The organism is Amycolatopsis sp. NPDC104587 (assembly GCF_055583645.1).
Genome location: NZ_JBVJNO010000004.1, coordinates 246,638 through 269,241, shown reverse-complemented (window position 1 = coordinate 269,241; position 22,604 = coordinate 246,638). Strand labels below are relative to the sequence as shown.

The following is a 22,604-nucleotide window of genomic DNA, read 5'->3' as shown; positions in this document are numbered from 1 at the left end:
AGCCTCCCTTCCTCGCCCTCGGGAAGGATCTTACCGAATTGTCGAACATATATTCGACTCACGTTCGAGTGAATCTAGCCTCGGTTTACCGATGATCGAGATGGCGGTCCGTGACGACGGCTGAAAAGGACGCAGCGAACGGCGGCTTGCGGACGTGATCGTCGCGCGGAGTCACTTCTCCCGGCGCGCGATCCACGCGGCGGCCTGCGTGCGACGCTGCATGCCGAGCTTCGCCAGCACCGACGTGACGTAGTTCTTGACCGTCTTCTCGGCGAGGAACAGCCGCTCGGCGATCTCGCGGTTCGACAGGCCCTGGCCGATCAGCTCCAGCACGTCCCGCTCGCGCTCGGTCAACGTCGCCAGCTCGTCCGTCGGCGGGTGCCGCATCTTGTCCAGCACCCGCGCGGTGCTCACCGGGTCGAGCAGCGACCGGCCGGCCGCGACCTCGCGGACCGCGTTCACGACGTCCTGCCCGCGCACCTGTTTCAGCAGGTAACCCGCGGCGCCGGCCATGATCGCGCCGACCATCGCCTCCTCGTCGTCGAACGCGGTGAGCATCAGGCAGGCCGGCGGGTTCGGCTTGGACCGCAGCTCGCGGCAGAGCGTGACGCCGTCACCGTCGCCGAGGCGGACGTCGACCACCGCGACCTCCGGCTCGACGTGCATCGCCACCGCGAGCGCCTCTTCGACGCTGCTGGCTTCGGCGACGACCTCGATGTCCGGCTCGTCGCCGAGAAGGTCGCGAAGTCCGCGGCGGACCACCTCGTGGTCGTCGACGAGCAGCACCTGGATCGGCATACCCCGAGGTTACGGGGTACTACCCCAACGTGTGACCGCGGACCCGTAACATTCTCACCGGTACGTATTTCCGGCGCTGATTCCGCAGGTCAAGGGCCACTGGGGAAGAATCACGAAACGGCTCGTTTTTCGTTGGGTGCTGGCATTTCCGAAATTCCGGAATAGTCCGTAACAGCCTCGACGGCGTCACGATAGTAACCACGCAATCGCGGCACCAACCGCCGCGTTCATCCCCGATTCTTCCCTCGAAAGGACTTCCGGTGTCCTTGTTTCGTCGCGCCCTGACGACGGCTGCCGCCGTTGCCGGGCTCGCTCTCCTCGGCCCCGTCCCCTTCGCCTCCGCCGCCCCGGCCGGGGACAAGAACTGCTCGGACTTCACCTACCAGGAGGAGGCCCAGGCCGTCCTCGACGCAACGCCGGGCGACCCCAACCACCTGGACGACGACAAAGACGGCATCGCCTGCGAGAAGCTCCCGCACCGCGGCCAGCAGAGCACCACCGCGACCTCCGAAAAGCCGTCGACCACCACGAAGACCCACACGGTCCCGAAGTCGACCGCCACCAAGAAGCCCGCCACCACCGGCGGCCAGGTCAAGGTCAAGCCGGTCGGCGGCGTCGCCACCGGCGGCGGTGAGCCCGACGACGGCGCGCCGGCCTTCCTCGTGCTCAGCGGCACCCTGCTCGCCGCGGCGGCGTCCGGCGGGATGGTGCTCTACCTGCGCCGGCGGCCGAGTTGAGGCATCCGCGCCTGTGGCCCGCGGTCGCGGCGGTCGTCGCCGCGTTCGGCGCGGTTGTGGTCGTCGCCCTCATCTTCGCGTTCTCGACGCCGCCGGCGCGGCTGCCGGAGCCCGTACCGGTCACCGTCCCATCGCAGACGTCGGCGGTCACGACGCAAACCGGGCTGCCGGCCGCGAAACCCGCGTCCTTGACCATCCCGGCGATCGGCGTCGCGGCCCAGGGCCTCAAGGACCTCGGCCTGACCCCGCAAGGGGAGCTCGAAGTCCCCGGCGACGCCAAGACGGTCGGCTGGTTCACCGGCGCGCCGTCGCCCGGCGAGGTCGGCCCGGCGGTGCTGGCCGCGCACGTCGACTACAAACACGTGCCCGGCGCTTTCTCCCGGCTGAAGGAGCTGCACGACGGCGAAGAGGTGCGCGTCGGCCTCGCGGACGGCCGGACGACGGTCTTCACCGTCTACCGCGTCGACCGCTACGCGAAGGCCGGCTTCCCGACGGAGCAGGTGTACGGCGACACAGCCGATCCCGAGCTGCGGCTCATCACCTGCGGCGGGGAGTTCGACCGGTCGAGCGGCAACTACCTCGACAACGTCGTGGTCTACGCGCGGCTCACCGCCGTCGAAGCCTGAGTGAGGTCGATCCGCGCCACCGCCAGCCGGCGGTACGCGCGGTCGCCGAGCGACCAGACGTCCAGGACGTCGCCGTCGAGCTCCGGGTGCGCGATCACCAGCCGCGTGGGCTCGCCGCCGTCCGCGCGGTAGCCGACTTCCGCCGGGAGCCCGGCTTCGAGCTGCCGGCACAGCTGCTGCTGGGCGGGGGTGAGCCGGCCCGCGTACCGGTCGCTCAACACCCGCGCGAGCTGCCCGCGCAGCAGGCCCGGGCCGATCGCCGGGGCCGCCAGCAGCCGGTCGGCGTGGTCGAGGGGATCGGGCGGCCCGTCGGCGGGCTCGGCGTCGCGGACGACGACCTCGGGCTCGGCCTGCTCCCGCGCGGGGAGCACGATGCTGCCGTCGGCCGCGTGCCGCGTCGGCGCATAACCGGCTTCGCGCAACGCCTCGAGCGTGCCGGACGCGTCCACAGTGGACGTCAGAACAGTCGGCGCCACCGAGCGCAAACCGAGTTTGCCGAGCTTGCGGTGCGCGGCCAGCTCGGCGAGCACCGCGGGTTCACCGACCACGACACTCGCGACGTCGAGCACCTGCGCCTCACCGTGCCGCCGCGCGACGTCGTTGACCAGGTACACCAGCGGTTGCGGCAGCTCGCCGGTGGCGATCGCGGCCAGCTCGTCGAGCAGCTCGGCGGCCGTCGCGCCCTGGTCGAACGCGCGCCGGACCGTCGACGGCGCGAACCGCCAGCTGGTCGCGGCGCCCTGGGCCTCGCGGTCGGCGACGCGGTCCAGCAGCGCCGCGAGCCGCGCGTCGGGGGAGCCGGGGACGATCGCGGTCAGGTCGGTGCCGAACAACGCAGTCGTCCGCGCGCGGGCCACCAGCTCGTCGGTGACCTCGACGAACCGCTCTTCCGAGAGCAGGGCGCGTCCGGCGGCGGTGACGGCGCCGTGCGCGACGACCCCCAGGAGCTCGGCGTCGGCCACGGCGTCCTCGATGTGCCCGGCGAAGTCTTCGGTCGGCAGCATCGGCGCGTGCCACCGGGCGAGCCGGGTGAGCTCGCCGGTGTCGGTGATCGCGCCGCCCGGTTCGAGCCGCGCCAGCAGCCGCACGACGGCGTGGCGCACCAGCGTCGCGACGTCGGTCTCGTAGGTGGGCAGCTCCCACCAGGTGCTCAGCAGCAACCGGTAGAGCAGTGCGGGCGCGGGCCGGGCGAGGCCGGGACTCGGCGCGAGCGTGGGCGGCGGCGCCTTCTGGCCGCGACGCAGGATCGGCGGCTCGTCGGCCACCAGCAGCCCGGCCTGCGCGGCGAGGTCGACGGCCAGCTCGATCTCGCCCGGCGTGCCCCCGGTGTCCTTGGCGAGCTTCTTGACCAGCCGGGTCCCGATCGTGCCGTCCTTGAGCAGCGGCAACGGCTCCGCGGCGGCCAGGTCGAGGATCGCCGAGACGCGGTCGAGGAACCGCAGCGCGGCGGCCGACGAGAGGGCTTCGACCGCGTCGGCGCCGCTTTGCGTGACGGGACACTGCGGCTCGTCGGGCGTGAACGGCAGCTGGTGGTCCGGGCCGCGCAGCGCCAGCGCCACCTCGAGCGGCATCGCCGTGCTGCCGTAGTAGGTGCCGAAGAGGAAACCGTGGTCGAACGCCCAGGTCCCGGTGCCGTCGAACGGCGTCATCCCCTCGACCTCGGGGACGCCGCCGGCCATGTCCCGCAACAGTTTCCGCGTCGGCTCCGGCGCCGTGGCGAACAGCTCGCAGACGCGGTCGCCGTCGCGGAAGAACCGGAGGAGCTCCGGGCGGCCGTCCGGCAGACCGAGGGCCCGTGACAGCTGCCCGATCCGGGCCCGGCCGAGCTCCTCGAGCAGGTCGGCCAGCGGCGGGCCGAGCCCTTCGGCCTGGAAGCTGGTGCGCTGCAGCAGGTCCGGCAGGACCACGTCGCCGGAGTCGTCGCGCCACACCAGCGCCCGCTCGGCCAGATCGTCCACAAAGGACTCGACGGTGCCGGGACCGGTGCCGAGCAGCCGCGCGACGTCGGCGACGGACGCCGGCCCGATCGCGTGGCAGACCTGGAAGGCTCGCAGAACCTGGACGTGTGGCAGCGGCAACCCGAGCACGGCTTCGTCCACGGACTCGGGCTCGGCCAGCCGCGCCGCGACGACGTCGAGCCGGCGCGGCCACGGCTCCTGGAGCACGTCCGGCCGGTGGGCCAGCACTTTCGCCAGCCCGGCCCGGTCGAGGCCCGCGAGCCTGCCGAGCAGTTCGTCGGCGGTGGTCATCGGACCAGGCTAGATCACGTCTCGTGCGGCCATCCGGGTGGTTTGGCCGCCAAGTCGTGACAGGCGTGTCCCGGTAAACGATCTCTGCCCGGGAGCCGGAAAAGGAGCGAGGGGCGAGCATGCGTGACATCCACCGATCGAGTGAATTCCGTTCGGAAAGATCTTCTGGCATGCTGGAGGGCTCGTCTCAGAACGGCGGGCCCTCACGTGCTGGTCACGTCTGGTCGAGCACACCGTTCTGGCGAGGGGACGCAGGATGACCGCGCAGCTGGACACCGGCCGCGTTGACGCCGTGGCCGCGAAAGCGGCCGAATGGCGACGCAACCTCATCGATCTGAGCTACCGCAACACTCTTCTCTTTTTCAAGAACACCAAGCAGGGCTGCCTCGATCTGACGACGGCCGAGCCCGCGGCCTTGGCGGAGCTCATAGCGGGCGGCAAGGTCCGGCTGAGCAAGCTGGTACCAGAGGCCGAGAAGCTCAAGGACGCCTGCAGCCGGGCGAAGAGCCTCGGCAGGCGGATCCAGCTCTTCGAAGAAGAGCAGGGTGTCGACGTCGGCCACGTCGCGTTCGGGCTGGTTCGCACCACTCCCGGCCAGCGGCGTGGCGCGGTGCCGGTGCAGGCGTTGCGGGCGCCTCTCCTGCTCCGGCCGGTCGTGCTCAAGACGAGGACGACTTCGGAAAGCGACTACACGCTCGAGCTCACCGACGAACCGGAGCTCAACCCCGTCCTGCTGCACGCGCTCAACGAGCAGCACGGAGTCGACAGCGAGGGACTGGCCGACCGGCTGACGCAGGTGATCGACGGGACGCCGGACCACACGACCCAGGTGGAGCTGGCGCACGCCCGGCTCGCCGAGGTCGCGGCGGTGCACGGGATCGAGCTGCAGCTGGAGCCGGCCGTAGTGGTCGGCACCTTCAACTACGAGAAGCTGCCGATGGTGGAAGATCTGGCCAGCGCGACCGAACTGCTGGCCTCACACGACCTGGTCGCGGCCATGGCCGGGTTCGCACCGGCACACGAGTCCCTCGCCGGAGCGGGCGAGTACACCCCGCCCGCGGTCGACTCGGTGCGGCCCGCCGACGAGTTCCTGGTCCAGGACGCAGACTCCTCGCAGCACCGGGCGATCATGACCGCTCTGTCCGGCCGGCACGTCTTCATCGAGGGGCCGCCCGGAACCGGGAAGAGCCAGACGATCGCGAACATCATCGCCGGAGCCGCGGCGACGGGCAAGAAGGTGCTGTTCGTCGCCGAGAAGCGAGCGGCGATCGAGGCCGTCCTCAACCGGCTGGCCGCCGTGGAGCTGGACGGCCTCATGTTCGACCTGCACCAGCGGAAGATCAACAAACGAGAGGTCGCCCAGCAGCTGGCCAGCAGCCTGGATCGGGTGGCCAAGGAGCCGCCGGTCGACGTCGAAGCGTTGCACGGCCGCCTGCTCGGCGCCCGGCACCGGCTGCTCGAACACGCACACGAGCTGCACACTCGCCGGCAGCCGTGGGGCCTGAGCGCGTACGAAGTCCGGAGCCGGTTGCTCGACCTGCCGCCGGGCACGGACATTCGCGGCGCCTTCCGCGGCAATCACCTGCGTGCACTCGATGCAGCCGTTGTCGCCGACCTCGAGGAGTCGCTCCAGGAGTTCGTGGAAGCCGGTGGGCTGCGGATTCTTCGTCGTGAGACGCCCTGGTGCAACACGCAGGTCAGGACCGCGGACGAGGCTGAAGCGGTGCTGGTCCAGCTCGATCAGGTCGCCGGGCAGACCCTGAAGCGGAGCCAGCACGGCATGCACCGGCTCGTGGCGCGGGTAGGGCTGCGGCAACCGCAGGATTTCGTCGCCTGGGATCAGGTGCTTCACCTGCTGGACGGCGTCTCCCAGAGTGTCCAGGCATTCGGACCGGAAATCTTCGGAACCCGGCTGGACGACTTCGTCCAGGCGACCGGAGACCGGTCGGCGCGAGCGCGGTATCCGGAGAAACTGTCGTGGGGAAGGCGCCGGGCACTCGTCAAGGAGCTTCGGACGATGTCTCGCGCCGGGCTGGTCAAGAAAGCCGCCTTGCACGCGGCTCTCGCGGCTGTGACCGGGCAACGGCAGCGATGGCGGGAACTCGGTGGCCAGGACGTCGCTCCCGCCGAGATCATCGGGTTGGACCACGTGGTGCGGGACTACGTCGAGCTCCGCCGGCAGCTCGCGGCGGTGGCGATGTCGGCCCAGTGGCCGGAGCTGGACTCCGGACCCGCGCCCGAAGTGGAACAGCGGCTCAAGGCGCTGGCCGACGACAAGGACATGCTGTTCCTGATGCCGCGGCTCAACGAGCTGCTCGATCGGTTCCGCCGGCTCGGTCTCGAGCCGCTGCTCACCGAGATCGCGAGCCGGAACCTGCGGCCCGACGACGCCTGGCGGGCTTTCGAACGCATCTGGCTCACGTCGATCGAAGACGACTTCAAGCTTCGGATCCCGGCGCTGGGCCAGTTTGTTGCCGAGCGGCAGAGCCGCGCCGCGGCCGACTTCCGCGCGGCGGATCGTGAGCACTTCGCGACCGCGGCGCGGCGGGTCCGCAGGCAGGTGGCCAGGCGCGCTCGCGAAGCCCAGGACACCTACCCGGACCAGGCGCAGATCCTGAAGAAGCAGGCGAGCCTGAAGACCCGGCACATGCCGACTCGGAAGCTCGTCGAGAAGGCCCCGGACGTGCTGCTTTCGCTGCGGCCGTGCTGGGCGATGTCGCCGTTGGTGGTGAGCCGGATGCTGCCCGCCGAGCGGCTCTTCGACCTGGTGATCTTCGACGAGGCGAGCCAGATCCGGCCCCACGACGCCATCACGTCGATCATGCGTGGTGACCGGCTCGTGGTTGCCGGGGACGAGAAGCAGCTGCCGCCGTCGAACTTCTTCGACCGCGCCATCTCGATCGACGAAGAGGACGACGAAGACGAAGGCGACCTCTCGGACTACGAATCGATCCTGACCGCTTTGCGGCCGATCATGCCGGCCACCGAGATGCTGCGCTGGCACTACCGGAGTACGGACGAACGGCTGATCGCGTTCTCGAACCGGGAGATCTACCGCGACAACCTCGTGACGTTTCCCGGCGCACAGCGGGATACCCCGGTCACGCTCGTCACCGTCGACGGCGAGGCATCACCCGGGCAGAACGGCTCCGCTCCGGCGGAAGTCGATCGTGTTGTCGAGCTGATCATGGAGCACGCCCGGAACCGGCCCCACGAGAGCCTCGGTGTCATCACCCCCGGCGTCAAGCACCAGGCCCGGGTCGAACAGCGCCTGACGCAGGCGCGCCGGGAGCAACCCGACCTCGACGAATTCTTCTCCGACGAGCAGGAGCTGGGTCGCCGCTTCTTCGTCAAGAACCTGGAGAGCGTCCAGGGTGACGAGCGGGACGCGATCATCCTCACCGTCGGTGTCGCCCGGACAGCGGCGGGCAAGATCAACCGCACGGCGTTCGGCATCCTGAACCGCAAGGACAGCGAGCGGCGTGTCAACGTCGCCGTGACCCGTGCGAAACGGCGGATGACCGTGGTGGCTTCGTTCAGCCACGCAGACCTCACGCCGTCGGACGAAGTCACCGGGACCGAGCTGCTTCGCCGTTACCTGGATTTCGCGACCCACCTCCAGATAGACCACGTCGGCCGGCCCGACGACCTGCCTTTGAACGGGTTCGAGAGTTCGATTCGCGACGCACTCGTCGAACGGGGTGTCCCGGTTCACCCGCAGTGGGGATTCTCGGGTTATCGCATCGACTTCGCTCTCGAGCACCGGGACCACCCGGGGCGGATGGTGCTCGCTGTGGAGGCCGATGGACACCGTTATCACCAGTCTCACAGCGCCCGCGATCGAGACCGGCTCCGCCAGGCGCACCTGGAGAACCTCGGCTGGCGGTTCCACCGCGTCTGGTCTTCGGCGTGGTTCGCGAACCCGGCGCAGGAGGCCGACAACATCGTCGTGGCCTGGCACCAGGCGATGGCAGCGGCCGACGCGGCACCGGCTGCCGTGCCGGAACCGGCGCCACGACCCCTTCCCGCGGCCCCGCCGCCTGCCGCCGTGCGAGGACCACGACCCCGGGTCCCGGCCGGACTGCAGATCCAGGAGTACAGCGAGCGGCAGCTCATCGAGATCTGCCGCTGGCACATGAGCGACGGACTGCTGCTCGACCGCGATGAACGGCTCCGGCAGGTGATGGCCGAGCTGGGCTTCCAACGCCGTGGACCGCGCATCGTCGCGGCACTGAGCCGGGCCATCGAGATCGCGCAGCACCTCGCCGACAAAGAGGAGAACTGATGTTCCCGCTGGACCCGCGGACCGTCGACCGGCTGGCCGACGTGATCGTCGACATGGGAGGGCCCTACGAGCGGAAGGGATACCAGCTCGAGGAGCTGCTGCGAGGGTCCGGCTGGCCGGAACCGCCCGAGTACGACGGGTCGCCGCGGGTGCCGTGGCTGCGTGAGCAGCTCACGGAGCGCCAGGACGACCGCCCGGCGATCGAGCGGTTGATCTGCCGGGTCTGTGATCCGATCGAGTACGACGACGGCGCGGTGACCGCCGGCGAATTCCGTGCGGTGGTCAACGAGAAGCTGGCCCCCGAGGGACTTGTGGTCACCTCGGTCGGCGGCCGGCCGGTGCTCGGGGAGCTCACCGCGGACGGTGACCAGCCGAGGTACAGCGTGCCCCCCGATCTCCGGAAGCGGCTGGACGCCTTGATCGACGACGCCGGTGCGGTGGAGATGCTGAGCCGGCGGGTGGAAGAAACCCAGGTCTGCGAGTCGGGCGGCGCCTACACGATGGCGATCATCGGTATCGGCAGTTTTGTCGAGGGTCTGCTTCTCACCGTGCTGACCGAACGGGACGCCGAGATCGGCACTCTCGGCTTTCCGGACCCCCGGCGAGACCAGCAGCGAGTCAAGCCCAATCGTGCGACCTTGGAGCTGCTCATCGACACGGCGCACGCCAAGGACTGGATTCAGCTGGACGCGAAAACCTTCGCGCACCGGGTGCGCGATTTCCGCAACTTCATCCACCCCAACAAGGAAATGTCGGAGCAACCGCGGTTCGACGCGGACAGTGTGATGCTCTGCTGGGCCCCCGTGCACGCCATTCTGAACGATCTGGAGCAGAAGCTGGGGCCGGCTTCCGGCCGGTGAAACGGTCCCGGGGGGGGGGGGGGGGGGGGGGGGGGGGGGGGGGGGGGGGTAGGGGGGGGGGGGGGGGGGGGGGGGGGGGGGGGGGGGGGGGGGGGGGGGGGGGGGAGGGGGGGGGGGGGGGGGGGGGGGGGGGGGGGGGGGGGGAGGGGGGGGGGGGGGGGGGGGGGGGGGGGGGGGGCGGGGGGGGGGGGGGGGGGGGGGGGGTGGGGGGGGGGGGGGGTGGCTCCCCCCCCCCCCCCCCCCCCCCCCCGCGGGTCAGTACGCGGCCGCGACGTCGACGATCCAGGTGACGCCGAAGCGGTCGGCCAGCATCCCGAAGGCGGGCGCCCACTGGGCCGGGCCGAACGCCTCGATGACCGTCGCGCCGTCGGCGAGGCGCTCCCACACCGGGGTGACCTCGTCGACGGTCTCGCCGCGGACGGAGAGGAAGAACGGCTCTTCGGTGAGCGTGGTGCCGTTCTCGCGGCGCGTGGTCGGCGCGCCGGCGGCGACCGGCCGGTGCTCGCCGGGCACGTCGTAGGCCATCACCCGGAAGCCGTTGCCGGCGACGACCTGGCCGAACACGACGTCGGCGGCGCCGGGCAGCTCGGCGGGCATCCCGAAGTCGCCGTAGGTGACGACGGTGAGCTGCCCGTCGAACACCGACCGGTAGAACTCCAGGGCCTCACGGGCCTGACCGCGGAAGTTCAGGTGGGCGACAGCGTTGAGCGACATGGTTTCCGATCCTTCGACCAGGGGTTCTCCGCCGGAGGTCTCCGGCAGTGAGGCCACTGTGTCAGGGGTAGCGGTCAGGGAACGTCCGCTTCTCGTGGCATCCTGAAACCATGCCGATCGCCTCTTCGACCACGACGTCGAGCCGCCTGCTGTCGCTGTTGTCGATGCTGCAGGCCCGGCGCGACTGGCCGGGGGTGCTGCTGGCCGAGCGGCTGGGGGTCAGCGAACGCACGGTGCGCCGCGACGTCGACCGGTTGCGCGAGCTCGGTTATCCCATCCAGGCGGTCAAGGGGCCCGACGGCGGCTACCGGCTCGAAGCGGGCAGCCAGGTGCCTCCGCTGCTGTTCGACGAAGAGCAGGCGGTCGCGCTCGCCGTGGCGTTGCGGATGGCCGTCGGGACGGGCGCGGGCATCGAAGAGGCGGCCGCCCGGGCGCTGGCGACCGTGCGCCAAGTGCTGCCGTCGCGGCTGCGGCAGCGGGTCGACACGCTCGAGATGAGCACCGCCGGGCACCGCGCCGAGCCGCAGGTCGGCACCGACGTCCTGCTCGCGCTGAGCGCCGCCGTGCGGGCGGGGGAGGAGCTGCGGTTCGACTACCGCTCGCCCGGACGGCCGGCGGACGACGGTTCGCGCCCGCCCCGCCGGGTCCAGCCGCACCACCTCGCGGTCCGCGGCGGCCGCTGGTACGTCGTCGGCTGGGATCCCGAGCGCGCGGACTGGCGGACGTACCGCGCCGACCGGATGACCCTGCGCGTCCCCAACGGTCCGCGGTTCGCGCCCCGGGAGGTGCCGGGCGGCGACGTCGCGACGTTCCTTTCCGCGCGGTTCAAGGGGTCCGACACCGTCAACGCGTGGCCGTGCCGAGGTGAGGTCGTCCTCGGGCTGCCCGCCGCCGAGGTGGCGCCGTTCGCCGGGGACGGGGTGGTCGAGGAGCTGGGCCCCGCCCGGACCCGGCTGACGACCGGGTCCTGGTCCTGGGCCGCGCTCGCCGCGGGGTTGGCCCGGTTCGGGAGCGAGATCGACGTCGTCGGGCCGCCGGAGCTGCGCGACGCCTTCGCCGAGCTGGCCGGGCGGGCCGCCCGCGCCGCGGAGACCCGGCCGGGCTGACCGTCGACGCGGGTTGCGCCCGTGTGGCACATCACACTCGCGCTGCACGCAGGCGGCCAGTGACCGTCTTTCTTCGTGAGAGCATTTTCGGTGAAAAGATCACCGGAAGACGGAGGGAGATCTCATGAACCGCATCGGACTCGTCCGCACCACCACCGTCGCCGGCCTGGCCGCCGCGCTGGGGCTGGCCGCCGCCGTGCCGGCCCTGGCCGCGCCCGCCGCCGACCCGGTCACCACGGTCGCCGACCTCAACGGTGACGGGGAGCTCGAAACCGTGACCACCCAGCTGACCGGTGAGAGCGACCAGCTCGTCTCGGCCACGGTGAACGGGACCTACACCTCGATCCACCTGCCGGCCGACAGCCAGTTCGGCATCCAGTCGCCGCGGGTGACCGACCTCAACGGCGACGGCCGGGCCGAGCTCGTCGTCACGCAGTCCGTGGGCGCGAACACGACGTTCTTCTCCGTGCTGCACTACGACGGCCGCAACCTCAGCCAGGTCGTCGGCGCCGACGACCAGCCGTTCTCGGTCGCCGAAGGCGGCGGGATCGCCGCCCACCTCGGCTACCAGTGCACGCCGTTCGAAGGGGGCCGGGCGTTCGCGACGGTCGCCGCCGAGACCGACGACATCAGCCGTCCGGTCGACCAGCTCACCTACTCGGGCACCCGCACCGTGTACACGCTGCGCGACGGCGCGCTGAGCGTCCAGGAGTCGACGCCGTTCAGCGGGCGTCCCGTGACGGACCCGGTGCTCACCGAGGACGCCGCCAGCTGCGCGTGACGGCCGCTGCCAGGCCGGTGCCAGCCGCGCGTGCGCGCCGTGGCAGCGGCTCCGGTGATGGTTCGGGGACCGCCTGGGACCACCGGGCGGTCCCCGAACCCGGAAAGAGCGCCCGATGCCCACTCCCGTCACGATCCTCGGCGCCGGCCTGGCCGGCCTCACCCTGGCCCGGGTCCTGCAGGTCCATGGTTTCCCGGTCACGGTCCACGAGGCCGAGCCGTCCCCGGCCGCCCGCGCGCAGGGCGGCCTGCTCGACATCCACGCCCACAACGGGCAGCACGCCCTGGCCGCGGCCGGTCTGCTGGACGGGTTCCGCCGCCTCGTCCTCGACGGCCGGCAGGCGACACGGATCCTCGACCGGACCGGGACCGTCCTGGTCGACCACCCCGACGACGGCACCGGTGGCCGCCCGGAGGTCCAGCGGGGCGAGCTGCGCCGGCTGCTGCTCGACTCGCTCGCGCCCGGGACCGTCCACTGGGGACGGAAAGCCGCGGCCGTCCGCGGCCTCGGCGACGGCCGCCACGAGGTGACCTTCGCCGACGGCGAGAGCGTCGTCACGAGCCTCCTGGTCGGCGCCGACGGCGCCTGGTCCCGCGTCCGGCCGCTGCTGTCCGGCGCTGTGCCCGCCTACACCGGCGAAGCAGCCGTCGAGACCTACCTGTACAACGCCGACGAGCGTCATCCGGCCGCCGCGAAGGCGGTCGGCGGCGGGTCGCTGGTCGTGCCCGGCGCGGACCGGGCGATCATCGCCCACCGGGAGCGCGGCGGGACCCTGCACGCCTACGCGATCCTCACCCGGTCGCAGGACTGGTTCGCCTCGCTCGACCTCGCCGACGCTCGAACGCCCGCCCGGATCGCGCGGGAGTTCGACGGCTGGGCGCCGGAGCTGACCGCGCTGATCACCGAAGGCGACGTCCCGCCCGTGCCGCGGCCCTTCTTCACGCTGCCGGCCGGGCACCGGTGGGACCGCGTCCCCGGGGTGACCGCGATCGGCGACGCCGCCCACCTCGCGGTGCCGGACGGCGAAGGCGCCAACAACGCGATGACGGACGGCGCCGAGCTCGGGAAAGCCCTGGCCGCGCGCCCCGAAGACGTCGAAGCGGCACTGGCGGAGTTCGAGCGGGCGATGTTCGCCCGCACCGCCGGGCACACCGGCGGCACGGGGTTCTTCGAGCGCGCCTTCGGTGACCTGGACGAAGTGTTCCCGGAGGATCAGGAGTAGGTCCAGTGGCCGAGCCAGGATTCGCGCCAGGCCACCGTCAGCTCGCTCACACCGTCCACATCGGACTGATCGACGTGCGCCTTCCACGCCTCCTCCAGCGCCGCGCACAGCTTGGACGCGGGCAGCTCGACCCCGCCCGAGGAGAACTGGCGCAGGACCGTCTTCGGCACCGCCAGCTTCGCCTTGCCCCGCACCACCGACTGCTCGGTCGCCCGGCAGATGAGGTACTCGACGGTGGCCAGGTCGCCCGCCGAGCCCGGCGTGTCCGGGGACGCCGTGGGCGCGACCTGGGCCAGCGCGCGGTACAGGCAGTCCAGCGGCGCGGCGAGCCCCTGGTGCTGGCGGGCGATCTCCCAGGACACCCACACGGCCATGCAGTCGGGCATCTGGAACGGCCGGTAGGCGAACGCGGGTCCGGCGAAGGTCTGGTAGTCGCTGGTCGGATCGGCCGGGGGCGGGTTCGGCCCGTCGGGGTCGGGCGGCAGGCCGAGGCGCTTGAACAGCTCGCGCAGCAGCTTCTGCGGCCGGGCCGGGGTCGAGGACTCGCCGAGCAGCTTGCCCAGGATGCGGTTCAGCCGGTCGGCGGCGACCCCGTGGATCGCCAGCTGCAGGTGGACGAACGCGACGTCGGACAGCGTGGTGCCGGCGCAGCCGACCACCCCCACCTGGGGATAACGCTGCAGGAAGGAGGCGGTCGCGTGCGTCGAGCCGATCCGGGCCGGCCCGACGAACGTCACCGGCAGGCAGGCGCCGATCCGCTGCCGGGACCGGAGATCACCTTTGTACAGCGGGGAGAACTCGCCGTCGGCGTGGTAGACCTCGAACCAGTTCCCCTGCCGGTGCCCCGGGCGCGTGTCGGCGAGCCAGAAGCTGTAGCCGTGCTTCTCGCACAGCTCCCGGAACCGGTCGGCCAGCTCGAACCGCGCGGCCGCGGACACGTCCCGCAGCGCGATCGCGAAGCGCACCGCCAGCGACGCGCACGGCGGCGCGACCTCCTTGCGGGTGCGCAGGTCGTGGTTGCGGGTCTTGACGATCGTCGGGAGCTGCGCCGGGCACTGCAGCGACAGCAGCGGCGCGCCGAGGAGCGCGGACGCGGCGTCGGAGATCTCGCGCACCAGGTCGCGGATGGCCAGGCCGTGCCACTCGCACACCTCGCGCGCGCCCGGGTCGATCGCGATCAGGCCCTCGAAGGTCTGCGCGGACTCGTAGATGAACGTCGGGTTGGGCGAGGTCGTCTGGTGGAAGGTCCAGGCGCCCGGGCTCTGCTGCGGGCGTTCCGCCGGCTGGTGGCCGTCGACCCGCTCGACGACTTCGGTGCCGTCCAGGGGTTTCCGGGTGCGGGTGCCGATCACGACGCCGGCGCCGTTCGTCGCCGAGCAGAGCGTCTCCAGGAAGATCGCGCTGTCGGGGTCGGCGGAGACGAGCTCACGCAGGTAGCCGTGGCGCGCCATCGCGTGGTGCACCTCGAAGTCCACTTTGGTCACCGGCTGCCGGGCTATCTCGAACCCGGCCCGCGCCAGGTCGGCCACGTTCCGCACGGAGATCCGCCGGCTGCGCACGGTCACCACCCGCCGGACGAGTCGAACCGCACGTCGGCGTCGAGCGTCTGGTGCCGGTCCCAGGCGCCCGCGCCGGCCCAGCGTGGCGCCCCGATGCGGGACAACGGGATCGCCGAGCCGCGCCACGACGCCTGGCCGAGCAGCACCAGCGCGGCGAGCACCGGGAAGCCGACGGCGATCGTGAGCGTGACCTGCACGACCTCGCCCGGGCTCTGCGTCGCGACGGCCGCGGCGAACCCGGCGACGGCCGCGATGCTCAGCTGGACGAGCGCCTGCGGCAGGGTGCCGAGGTATCCGAGCACGGTGCGGCGCGGGGGCAGCGACAGGCGGCTGTAGAGGAAACCCGGCAGCAGCAGCAACATCGTGATCACGGACTGGCCGTCACCGATGTGGCCGAGCGCTTCGGTGGCGGCGCGCCCGTACGGCCACGGGCTGCCCACCAGCATCCAGCCGAGCACGAACGAGACCGTCGCGACGGCCAGCGCGTAGAACGTCACGTTGAGCGGGCCGGACTTCGTGGAGTCCTTGAGCACCAGCGTCGCGCGCACCCGGACGTGGTCACCGCGCGAGTCGCGGCCGCCGGACCGGCGCCAGTACGCGCGGGCCTCGTTGTCGGCGATGCCGTTGACCAGGACCAGGTCCTGCCCGAACTCCCGGTCGGTCAGCTCCTGCGCGGCCTTGCGCAGGTTCGCCGCGGTGAACACCGGGTGCCGCCGCAGCGAGTTGTCCAGCTCGCCGGAGTCCGTCCGCACGGCTTCGCCGGTCGTGGCCGCGGCAGCGAGCCGGTGGCAGGCGGGCAGGCTGCGCGGCGAGAGCTCCACCCCGGACTGGCCGGCCTCCCACTTGCGGCGGCGCAGCAGGTCCGCCAGCCGGCGCAGCACGGTCTGCGCCTGCAGCTCGAGGATCTTGTGCCGGGCGCCGTCGGCCTCCTGCAGCGGCGCGGCGTCCTGCCGTTCGGCGAGCGAGACCAGGTCCTCGGCCAGGCCGTCCACCTGGTGCTGGTCGGCGTCGGTGGACAGGTACATCCGGGCGATCTCGGCCTCCGGCGCCGTGCTGGCCACCAGGTGGTAGGACTTCAGCGTCGCCGGGATCATGGTCTCGTAGCTCACGACGTACCCGCGTTGGCTGGAGGCCAGCCGCCGCCACTGCTCCTTCGCGGCCGGCTGGCGCGCGTCGACGTGCAGCGGGGTTTCGTAGCTGAGCCGGTGTTCCTCGACCGAGTCGTCCAGCGCCACCACCAGCATGTAGTCGCGGACCGCGACGTTCAGCAGGTACGCGTACTCGACCAGCAGCTCCGAACAGCCGGCGAGGATGTCCAGCGCCAGCTCGCGGCACTGCCGCCCGTACCCGGAGACCGTGCCCTCGGCCGGGGCCATCGTGAACTCCGCGTCCGGGTGGTTCCGTTCGGTGAGCAGGGTCAGCAGCGCCTGCTGGATGAGCCAGCGCGGTTCGTGCACCTGGAACAGGAAGGTGTTCAGCTCGTGCTTCGCGGTCTGCGCGTTCTCGTCGCCGGCGAGGATTCCGCGCAGCAGCCGGTAGAGCCCGGCGGCGACCAGCCGGGACGCCTCGTGCTGGGTGAGCCGCGGCAGCTTCTGGCCGGCGCTGTCGAAGACGTCGACGGGGGAGACGTCGCGGCGGGGCAGCCGGGCCAGCGGCACCCACAGGGACCGCTGCCGCGCCGGCCGGGAGGCGGCCCGCTCGCCGTGCTCCTGGCCGATGAGGTCCTGCAGCTGCGCGGTGGCCTGGCGCTGGCCCTCGTCGAGGAGCTTGAGGCTGACGTCGACCTCGGTGCTGCGCCGCGCCGTCCCGTGCTCGACGACGGTCAGCCGCTCGGTCAGCCGGCGCACGTGGTTGAGCCGCAAGGAGGTGTCCAGGAGCGCCAGCCCGACGGCGGCGCCCTGCCGCGACAGCCGGGGCGGGGCGCCGGGAATGGGGATCGTTTCGATGGCGTGCCGGAGACTGTCGATGCCGTCCACTCAAGTGAGAGTAGGAGGTGTCACGCTCCGATACGAGGAAACGGCGATATTGCGCCCGGCGGGGATGCCTGACACGGTGTGCCGATGCTGAATCAGGTGGCCGAAGGCGTGTGGGTCCGCCAAAGCGAATGGGTCTGGAGCAACACCACCGTCGTCCGCGGCGAGGACGGGGTGGTCCTCGTCGACCCCGGCATCAGCGGCGCCGAGCTGGACGAGCTCGCCGACGACCTGGACCGGCTCGGGTTCCCGGTGGTCGCCGGGTTCTGCACGCACCCGCACTGGGACCACCTGCTCTGGCATTCCCGCTTCGGCGACGTGCCGCGGTACGCCACCGCCGCCGCGGCCGCGGTCGCCGCCGAAGCTCGCGAGCGGGCGCAGGCGATGGCGGCGGAAAGCACGTCCGGTGTTCCGCTCGACCTGGTCGCGCTCGTCACGCCGCTGCCCGCGGACGGCGGACCCGTGCCGGGCGAGGTGATCGAGCACGACGCGCACGCCGTCGGCCACGCCGCCGTCCTCCTCGCGGACCGCGGTGTCCTGCTCGCCGGCGACATGCTCTCCGACGTCCTGATCCCGCTCCTCGACCCCCGCCGCACCGGCCAGGAGGACGCCTACCCGGCGGCCCTCGACCGGCTGGCCGAGGCCGCCAAGGACGTCGATGTCGTGATTCCGGGCCACGGAGCCGTGGCCACCGGCCCCGAGGTGGCGGCCCGCTTCGCCGTCGACCGCGCCTACCTCGACGCGCTGCGCCGGGGCGAGGAGCCGGCCGACGAGCGGTGGGGAAAGCGCAAGTAGCTCAGGAGGCGGCGAGCGAGTCGCGGAGCACGTGCTTCTTGATCTTCCCTGAACCGGTCAACGGGAACTCGTCGACAAAACGCCAGACCCGGGGTGTCTTGTGGGGCGCGAGGTTCTCGCGCACGTGGGCGGACAGCTCCGCTTCGCCGGCGGTCTCACCCGGCGCGAGCCGGACGAACGCGGCGACCTGTTCACCCCATCCGGGATCGGGGACGCCGACGACCGCGACGTCGTGGACGGCCTTGTGGTCGAGCAGGACCTGTTCGATCTCCCGCGGGTAGATGTTCTCGCCGCCGCGGACGATCATCTCCTTGACCCGGCCCTCGATGCGCAGGTACCCGCGGTCGTCCATGGCGGCGAGGTCGCCGGTGTGCAGCCAGCCCGCCGGGTCGATCGCCTCGGCCGTCCGGTCGGGCCGGTCGAAGTAGCCGGTCATGACGTGGTAGCCGCGGGTGCACACTTCCCCGACCTCGCCGCGGGCGCGCACCTCGCCGGTGGCGGGGTCGGTGATCTTGACGGCGCAGCCGGGCAGCGGCCGGCCGAGCGTGCCGGCCCGGTCTTCGGGACCGTCGTCGAGCCGGGTCATCGTGATGCCGGGGGAGGCCTCGGTCTGCGCGTAGACGATGCTCATCGGGACCCCCACCGCGGCCTCGACGCGCCGGACCAGCTCGGGCGGGACCGTCGCGCCGCCGGAAAGGGCGTAGCGCACGGAAGAAAGGTCCGTCCCGGCGAACCGCGGGTGGCCCAGCAGGGCCAGCAGCATGGTGGGGACACCGCCGAACACCACCCCGCGTTCGGCTTCGATCAGCTCCAGCTGCAACCCGGGGTCGAACCACGGCAGCAGGACCTGGGTGCCCAGCGACGCGATCGGCGCCAGGGTGGCCAGCACGCAACCGGCGGTGTGGAACAGCGGCATCGGGTCGACGAAGGCTTCCCCGGGCCGCATTTCCAGCGTCCGGCACGTAGGACAGCCGCGCGTTGCCGGTGATGCCGCGGTGGTGCAGGACCGCTCCCCTGGGGGTGCCGGTCGTGCCGGAGGTGTACTGGATCTGGGCGGGGTCGCCGGGGTGCACCACCGGCAGCGTCTCGGTGGGGGAGCCCGAAGCGCGGAACGCCGGCCAGTCCTGGAACAGGACCGTCTCACGCAGGTGCGGGAGCCCCGGCCGCACCCGGTCGAGCAGGTCCGCCATCGGGCTGTCGCGGTACTCCGCGACGAGGAAGATCCCGGCGGCCCGCGACTGGCTCAGGACGTGCCGCAGCTCGCCCTCGCGCAGAGCGGGGTTGACCGTCACGAGCGTCATCCCGGCGAGCGCGGCCGCCGGCTCCAGCAGGACCCACTCGGGAATGTTGTTCGCCCACACGGCCACCCGCTCGCCGGGCCGGAACCGGCCGAGCAGCGCCCGGGCCGCCGCCTCGGCTTCCGTGAGGAGATCCGAGTACGTCCAGCGACGCCGGGCCGCCGGTTCGGGAACACCCTCGACGAGCGCGAGCGCGGACGGTGCTCGTCCGGCCGCCTCGCGGAGCAGCTCGCCGACGGTCAGCTCGCTGACGAGGTCCGCTTCCGCCGCGGGCACGTAGGCCGGTTCCGCCATCGCTGCCTCCTTTTCGGATCGGTCACCGCGCCTGCGGAAGACCTTCGGGCAGCGGAGAGTCCGCCGAGAGCACCGGCGACGGCTTGAACCCCTTGAAGACGAGCCACAGTCCCAGCGACAGCTCCCACAGCGCGATCGGCAGCGCGGCCGCGGCCACCCACGGCGCGTCCCGCTCGACTGCCCCGGCCATCGTCGCGAGCGTCGCCGCGGCGAGCAGCGGTGCGCCGGCAAACCCGAGCACCGGCAAGGCTCGCGGCACCAGGCGCGCCCGGTACAGCAGCGAACCGAGCAGCAGCGCGTTCACCACCGGCATCAGGCTCTGCCCCAGCAGGAACAGCCGGTCGTACAGCGCGACGAGCGCCTGGCCCGTCACCAGCGCGCCGTCACCGGCGCCGGACCGCCGCAGCGTCACGACCGTCAGCAGGCACGCGACGCCGGCGATGATCACGGCGGCCTCCAGCAGCCGTGAGCCGACGAAGCCCAGCGCCGCCGCTTCGTTCTGCCGCCGCACGACCGGGAACAGCACGATCGCGGTCCCGACGCAGGCGAAGGCGACGACCACCTCGAGGATCCCGCCGACGACGGCGCCGGTGTCCGGGCCGGGCCCGGTGACGTAGCCGCGCTCGCGCACCGGGCCGTAGAGCGCGAGGGTCGGGATCGAGACGAAGGTGAGCAGGTAGAGCGCGCCCGCGACGAGCGCGGTCTTCCTCGGTGCGTCCATGTGCCGCTCCGGCGGGGGAGTGAGCAGGATCCGGAGCTGTCACGGTACGCCGGTGGACAGGAGACCGCGGACGTGTTGGGCTGAACCCGCCCCGGAGGGGACGGGCGGTCATTTTCCGCCCGGCGAGGAGTGAGGAGCGCGGCCCTGAGCCTTTCGGACTACCTCCGTGAGAACTGGATCGACGTGGTCAACGACGCGATCCTGCACGTCGACCTCACGCTCGCGGCGATGGCGCTGGCCGTGCTGATCGGGATGACCCTCGGCCTGCTCACCTACCGGCGGCCGTGGCTCGGGTCGATCGCGACCACGACGACCGCGGCGTTCCTGACCATCCCGTCGATCGCGCTGCTGGGCATCCTGATCGGCCCGTTCGGGCTGGGGCTGACGAACGTCCTGTGCGCGCTGGTGCTCTACGCTCTCCTGCCGATCACGCGCAACACGATCGTCGGCCTGCGCGGGGTCGACCCGGCCGTGGTGGACGCGGCGCGCGGCATGGGGCTCGGCCGGATGCGGCTGCTGTGGCGGGTGCGGCTGCCGCTGGCCTGGCCGGTGATCCTCTCCGGCATCCGCGTGTCGACGCAGATCACGATCGGCATCGCGGCCATCGGCGCGTACGTCAAGGGACCGGGGCTGGGCAACGAGATCTTCGACGGTCTCGGCCGGTTCGGCTCGGTCAACTCGCTGAACCAGGTGCTGACCGGGACGCTCGGGATCGTGGTGCTGGCACTGCTGTTCGACCTGGCGTTCGTGCTGGTCGGCAAGCTGACGGCGGGGCGCCGTCCGCGCACCCGCGAAACCGCGGCCCCGGCGCAGGTGGTCGGCACCGCGGGCGAGACGATCGAGCTGCGGGAGCTCAGCAAGCAGTACCCCGGCCAGGCGGCGCCCGCGGTCGACCGCCTGACGATGCGGATCCCCGCGGGGGAGATCGTCGTGCTGACCGGGCCGTCCGGGTGCGGCAAGACGACGACCATGCGGATGATCAACCGGCTCGTCGAGCCCACCTCGGGCGTGGTCACGGTCGGCGGCGCCGACGTCGCCGCCCTCGACCTCGACGAGCACCGGCGCCACACCGGCTACGTCATCCAGCAGGTCGGGCTCTTCCCGCACCTGCGGGTGGACGCCAACATCGGGGTGGTGCCCCGGGTCCTCGGCTGGACGCGGCAGCGCGTCGCCGGCCGCGTGCGAGAGCTGCTCGACGTCGTCGGCCTGACGCGCGAGCACGGCACCCGGTACCCGCGTGAGCTTTCCGGCGGCCAGCAGCAGCGGGTCGGTGTCGCGCGGGCGATGGCCGCCGACCCGCCGGTGCTGCTGATGGACGAGCCCTTCGGCTCCACCGACCCGATCACGCGCGCCCGGCTGCAGGACGAGTTCCTGCGCCTGCAACGGGAAGTGCGCAAGACGATCGTGTTCGTCACGCACGACTTCGACGAGGCGCTGAAGGTCGGCGACCGGATCGCGGTGCTGCGGCCGCGGTCGGTGCTCGCGCAGTACGACACGCCCCAGGCGATCCTCGCCGCGCCGGCCGACGACTACGTTGCGAGCTTCGCCGGCTCGAAGCGGAACCTGAAGCGGCTCGCGCTGATCCGCGTGGGCGAGCTGGACCTCCGGCCGGCGGACGGGCCGGACGGGCTGCCGCCGGTCTCGCGCGAAGCGACCCTGCGGGACGCGCTGGACACCATGGTGCGCACCGGAAGCACGGCGGTAGTGGTGCCCGAGGACGGCACGGTGTGCGACGGGCCCGCGATCTTCGCCGCGCTCCGGCCCGACGGCGAGCCGGCCCCGCCGGTGGTCGCGGCCGCCGAGGACACCCTCGCCCCGGCGTCGGCCACCCGGCCGCGCCGGCGCCGGCTCGGGCTGCTGGTGCGCCCGGTCCTGCTGGCCCTCGGGCTGCTGGCGCTGTTCCTGATCGTGCGCGCGCACCCGGCCGACTCGATCGAGCAGCGTTATCTCACCAGCGGCGAGATCTTCACCGAACTCGGCGCACACCTGCGTCTCACGCTGATCTCGACCGTGTGCACCATCGTCATCGCGCTCCCGCTCGGCATCCTGCTCACCCGCGCCGGCACCCGGTGGGCCCGGCCGATCGGCCTCGGGCTGGGCAACCTCGGCCAGGCGATCCCGTCGATCGGGCTGGTGGTGCTGCTCGCGCTCTGGGCCGGCACGGGCACCGCGACCGCGGTGACGGCGCTGGTCGTCTACGCGACCTTGCCGGTGCTGCGCAACACGATGGTCGGGCTCGACGGCGTCGACCCGACGCTCGTCGACGCCGCACGCGGCATGGGCATGACCCGGACGGCGATCCTCTGGCGGATCGAGCTGCCGCTGGCCGTCCCGGTGATCCTCGCCGGGATCCGGACGGCGCTCGTGCTCACCGTGGCCAGCGCGACGTTGGCGACGTTCATCGACGGCGGTGGTCTCGGCGGCGGGCTCGTCGCCGGGATCGGGCTGTACCGCCCGTTCCTGAGCTTGACCTTCGGCATCATCGTCGCCGCGCTGGCGCTCTTCGCGGACTGGCTGGGGCTGGTCGCGGAGGAGGTTCTGCACCCCCGCGGCCTGTAGCCCGACCGAACCAAGGAGGACCAACCC

Annotated in this window: 16 protein-coding genes and 1 pseudogene; 9 read left to right on the top strand and 8 right to left on the bottom strand. The window is 72.2% G+C overall.

The features are described from left to right. Positions 1 to 171: 171 nt before the first annotated feature. The gene (locus ACZ61C_RS13150) at positions 172 to 798 is read right to left on the bottom strand and encodes a response regulator (RefSeq protein ID WP_465306161.1); all 627 of its coding nucleotides are present in this window, start codon (positions 796 to 798) and stop codon (positions 172 to 174) included. A 260-nt stretch (positions 799 to 1,058) separates the two neighbouring features. Between ACZ61C_RS13150 and ACZ61C_RS13145 the strand changes: the two genes are divergently transcribed. Together ACZ61C_RS13145 and ACZ61C_RS13140 are read left to right on the top strand one after the other, a co-directional pair. After that, the gene (locus tag ACZ61C_RS13145) at positions 1,059 to 1,535 is read left to right on the top strand and encodes an excalibur calcium-binding domain-containing protein (protein ID WP_465306159.1); all 477 of its coding nucleotides are present in this window, start codon (positions 1,059 to 1,061) and stop codon (positions 1,533 to 1,535) included. Further along, on the top strand, positions 1,532 to 2,161 hold the full coding sequence (locus tag ACZ61C_RS13140; RefSeq protein ID WP_465306157.1) for a class F sortase: 630 nt from the start codon (positions 1,532 to 1,534) through the stop codon (positions 2,159 to 2,161). The genes ACZ61C_RS13145 and ACZ61C_RS13140 overlap by 4 nt, the downstream gene beginning before the upstream one ends. On the opposite strand, the gene ACZ61C_RS13135 is transcribed toward ACZ61C_RS13140, so the two are convergent. Next, positions 2,131 to 4,410 (bottom strand): helicase-associated domain-containing protein, encoded by a 2,280-nt coding sequence (locus ACZ61C_RS13135; RefSeq protein ID WP_465306155.1) that lies wholly within the window; start codon positions 4,408 to 4,410, stop codon positions 2,131 to 2,133. The genes ACZ61C_RS13140 and ACZ61C_RS13135 overlap by 31 nt on opposite strands. A gap of 256 nt (positions 4,411 to 4,666) precedes the next feature. Here ACZ61C_RS13135 and ACZ61C_RS13130 point away from each other — a divergent pair, with 256 nt between their 5' ends. Together ACZ61C_RS13130 and ACZ61C_RS13125 are read left to right on the top strand one after the other, a co-directional pair. Beyond that, positions 4,667 to 8,695, top strand: a complete 4,029-nt coding sequence (locus tag ACZ61C_RS13130; RefSeq protein WP_465306153.1) for an AAA domain-containing protein — start codon at positions 4,667 to 4,669, stop codon at positions 8,693 to 8,695. A gap of 41 nt (positions 8,696 to 8,736) precedes the next feature. Beyond that, positions 8,737 to 9,555, top strand: a complete 819-nt coding sequence (locus tag ACZ61C_RS13125; RefSeq protein WP_465306151.1) for a hypothetical protein — start codon at positions 8,737 to 8,739, stop codon at positions 9,553 to 9,555. A gap of 255 nt (positions 9,556 to 9,810) precedes the next feature. On the opposite strand, the gene ACZ61C_RS13120 is transcribed toward ACZ61C_RS13125, so the two are convergent. Next, on the bottom strand, positions 9,811 to 10,269 hold the full coding sequence (locus ACZ61C_RS13120; protein ID WP_465306149.1) for a VOC family protein: 459 nt from the start codon (positions 10,267 to 10,269) through the stop codon (positions 9,811 to 9,813). Between the two features lie 110 nt (positions 10,270 to 10,379). On the opposite strand from ACZ61C_RS13120, the gene ACZ61C_RS13115 reads away from it, so the two are divergent. The 3 genes from ACZ61C_RS13115 (at position 10,380) to ACZ61C_RS13105 (ending at position 13,378) form a co-directional block, all read left to right on the top strand. Further along, on the top strand, positions 10,380 to 11,375 hold the full coding sequence (locus tag ACZ61C_RS13115; RefSeq protein ID WP_465306147.1) for a helix-turn-helix transcriptional regulator: 996 nt from the start codon (positions 10,380 to 10,382) through the stop codon (positions 11,373 to 11,375). Between the two features lie 124 nt (positions 11,376 to 11,499). Further along, the gene (locus ACZ61C_RS13110) at positions 11,500 to 12,156 is read left to right on the top strand and encodes an FG-GAP repeat domain-containing protein (RefSeq protein ID WP_465306145.1); all 657 of its coding nucleotides are present in this window, start codon (positions 11,500 to 11,502) and stop codon (positions 12,154 to 12,156) included. Positions 12,157 to 12,271: 115 nt separating this feature from the next. Next, entirely contained in the window at positions 12,272 to 13,378 is a 1,107-nt protein-coding gene (locus ACZ61C_RS13105) for an FAD-dependent oxidoreductase (RefSeq protein ID WP_465306143.1), read from the top strand. Here ACZ61C_RS13105 and ACZ61C_RS13100 read toward each other — a convergent pair. Together ACZ61C_RS13100 and ACZ61C_RS13095 are read right to left on the bottom strand one after the other, a co-directional pair. Next, positions 13,369 to 14,937, bottom strand: a complete 1,569-nt coding sequence (locus ACZ61C_RS13100; RefSeq protein ID WP_465306141.1) for a hypothetical protein — start codon at positions 14,935 to 14,937, stop codon at positions 13,369 to 13,371. The two genes, ACZ61C_RS13105 and ACZ61C_RS13100, sit on opposite strands and share 10 nt — an antisense overlap. 2 nt (positions 14,938 to 14,939) lie before the next feature. Further along, positions 14,940 to 16,913, bottom strand: coding sequence for a hypothetical protein (locus tag ACZ61C_RS13095; RefSeq protein ID WP_465306139.1), 1,974 nt, complete (start codon positions 16,911 to 16,913; stop codon positions 14,940 to 14,942). An 84-nt stretch (positions 16,914 to 16,997) separates the two neighbouring features. Between ACZ61C_RS13095 and ACZ61C_RS13090 the strand changes: the two genes are divergently transcribed. Beyond that, complete coding sequence (locus ACZ61C_RS13090; RefSeq protein WP_465306137.1) at positions 16,998 to 17,705, top strand: MBL fold metallo-hydrolase; 708 nt, start codon at positions 16,998 to 17,000, stop codon at positions 17,703 to 17,705. A gap of 1 nt (position 17,706) precedes the next feature. On the opposite strand, the gene ACZ61C_RS13085 is transcribed toward ACZ61C_RS13090, so the two are convergent. From ACZ61C_RS13085 to ACZ61C_RS13075, 3 genes and pseudogenes are all read right to left on the bottom strand, one after another. Then, positions 17,707 to 18,651, bottom strand: coding sequence for an AMP-binding protein (locus ACZ61C_RS13085; protein WP_465306135.1), 945 nt, complete (start codon positions 18,649 to 18,651; stop codon positions 17,707 to 17,709). A 79-nt stretch (positions 18,652 to 18,730) separates the two neighbouring features. Next, positions 18,731 to 19,297: pseudogene (locus ACZ61C_RS13080) on the bottom strand (AMP-binding protein); the annotation flags it as partial. 22 nt (positions 19,298 to 19,319) lie between these two features. Continuing rightward, on the bottom strand, positions 19,320 to 20,018 hold the full coding sequence (locus ACZ61C_RS13075) for a DUF4386 domain-containing protein (protein ID WP_465306133.1): 699 nt from the start codon (positions 20,016 to 20,018) through the stop codon (positions 19,320 to 19,322). Between the two features lie 129 nt (positions 20,019 to 20,147). Between ACZ61C_RS13075 and ACZ61C_RS13070 the strand changes: the two genes are divergently transcribed. After that, positions 20,148 to 22,577: an ABC transporter permease subunit gene (locus ACZ61C_RS13070; protein ID WP_465306131.1), complete on the top strand. Its 2,430-nt coding sequence runs from the start codon at positions 20,148 to 20,150 to the stop codon at positions 22,575 to 22,577. The last annotated feature ends 27 nt before the right edge of the window (positions 22,578 to 22,604 follow it).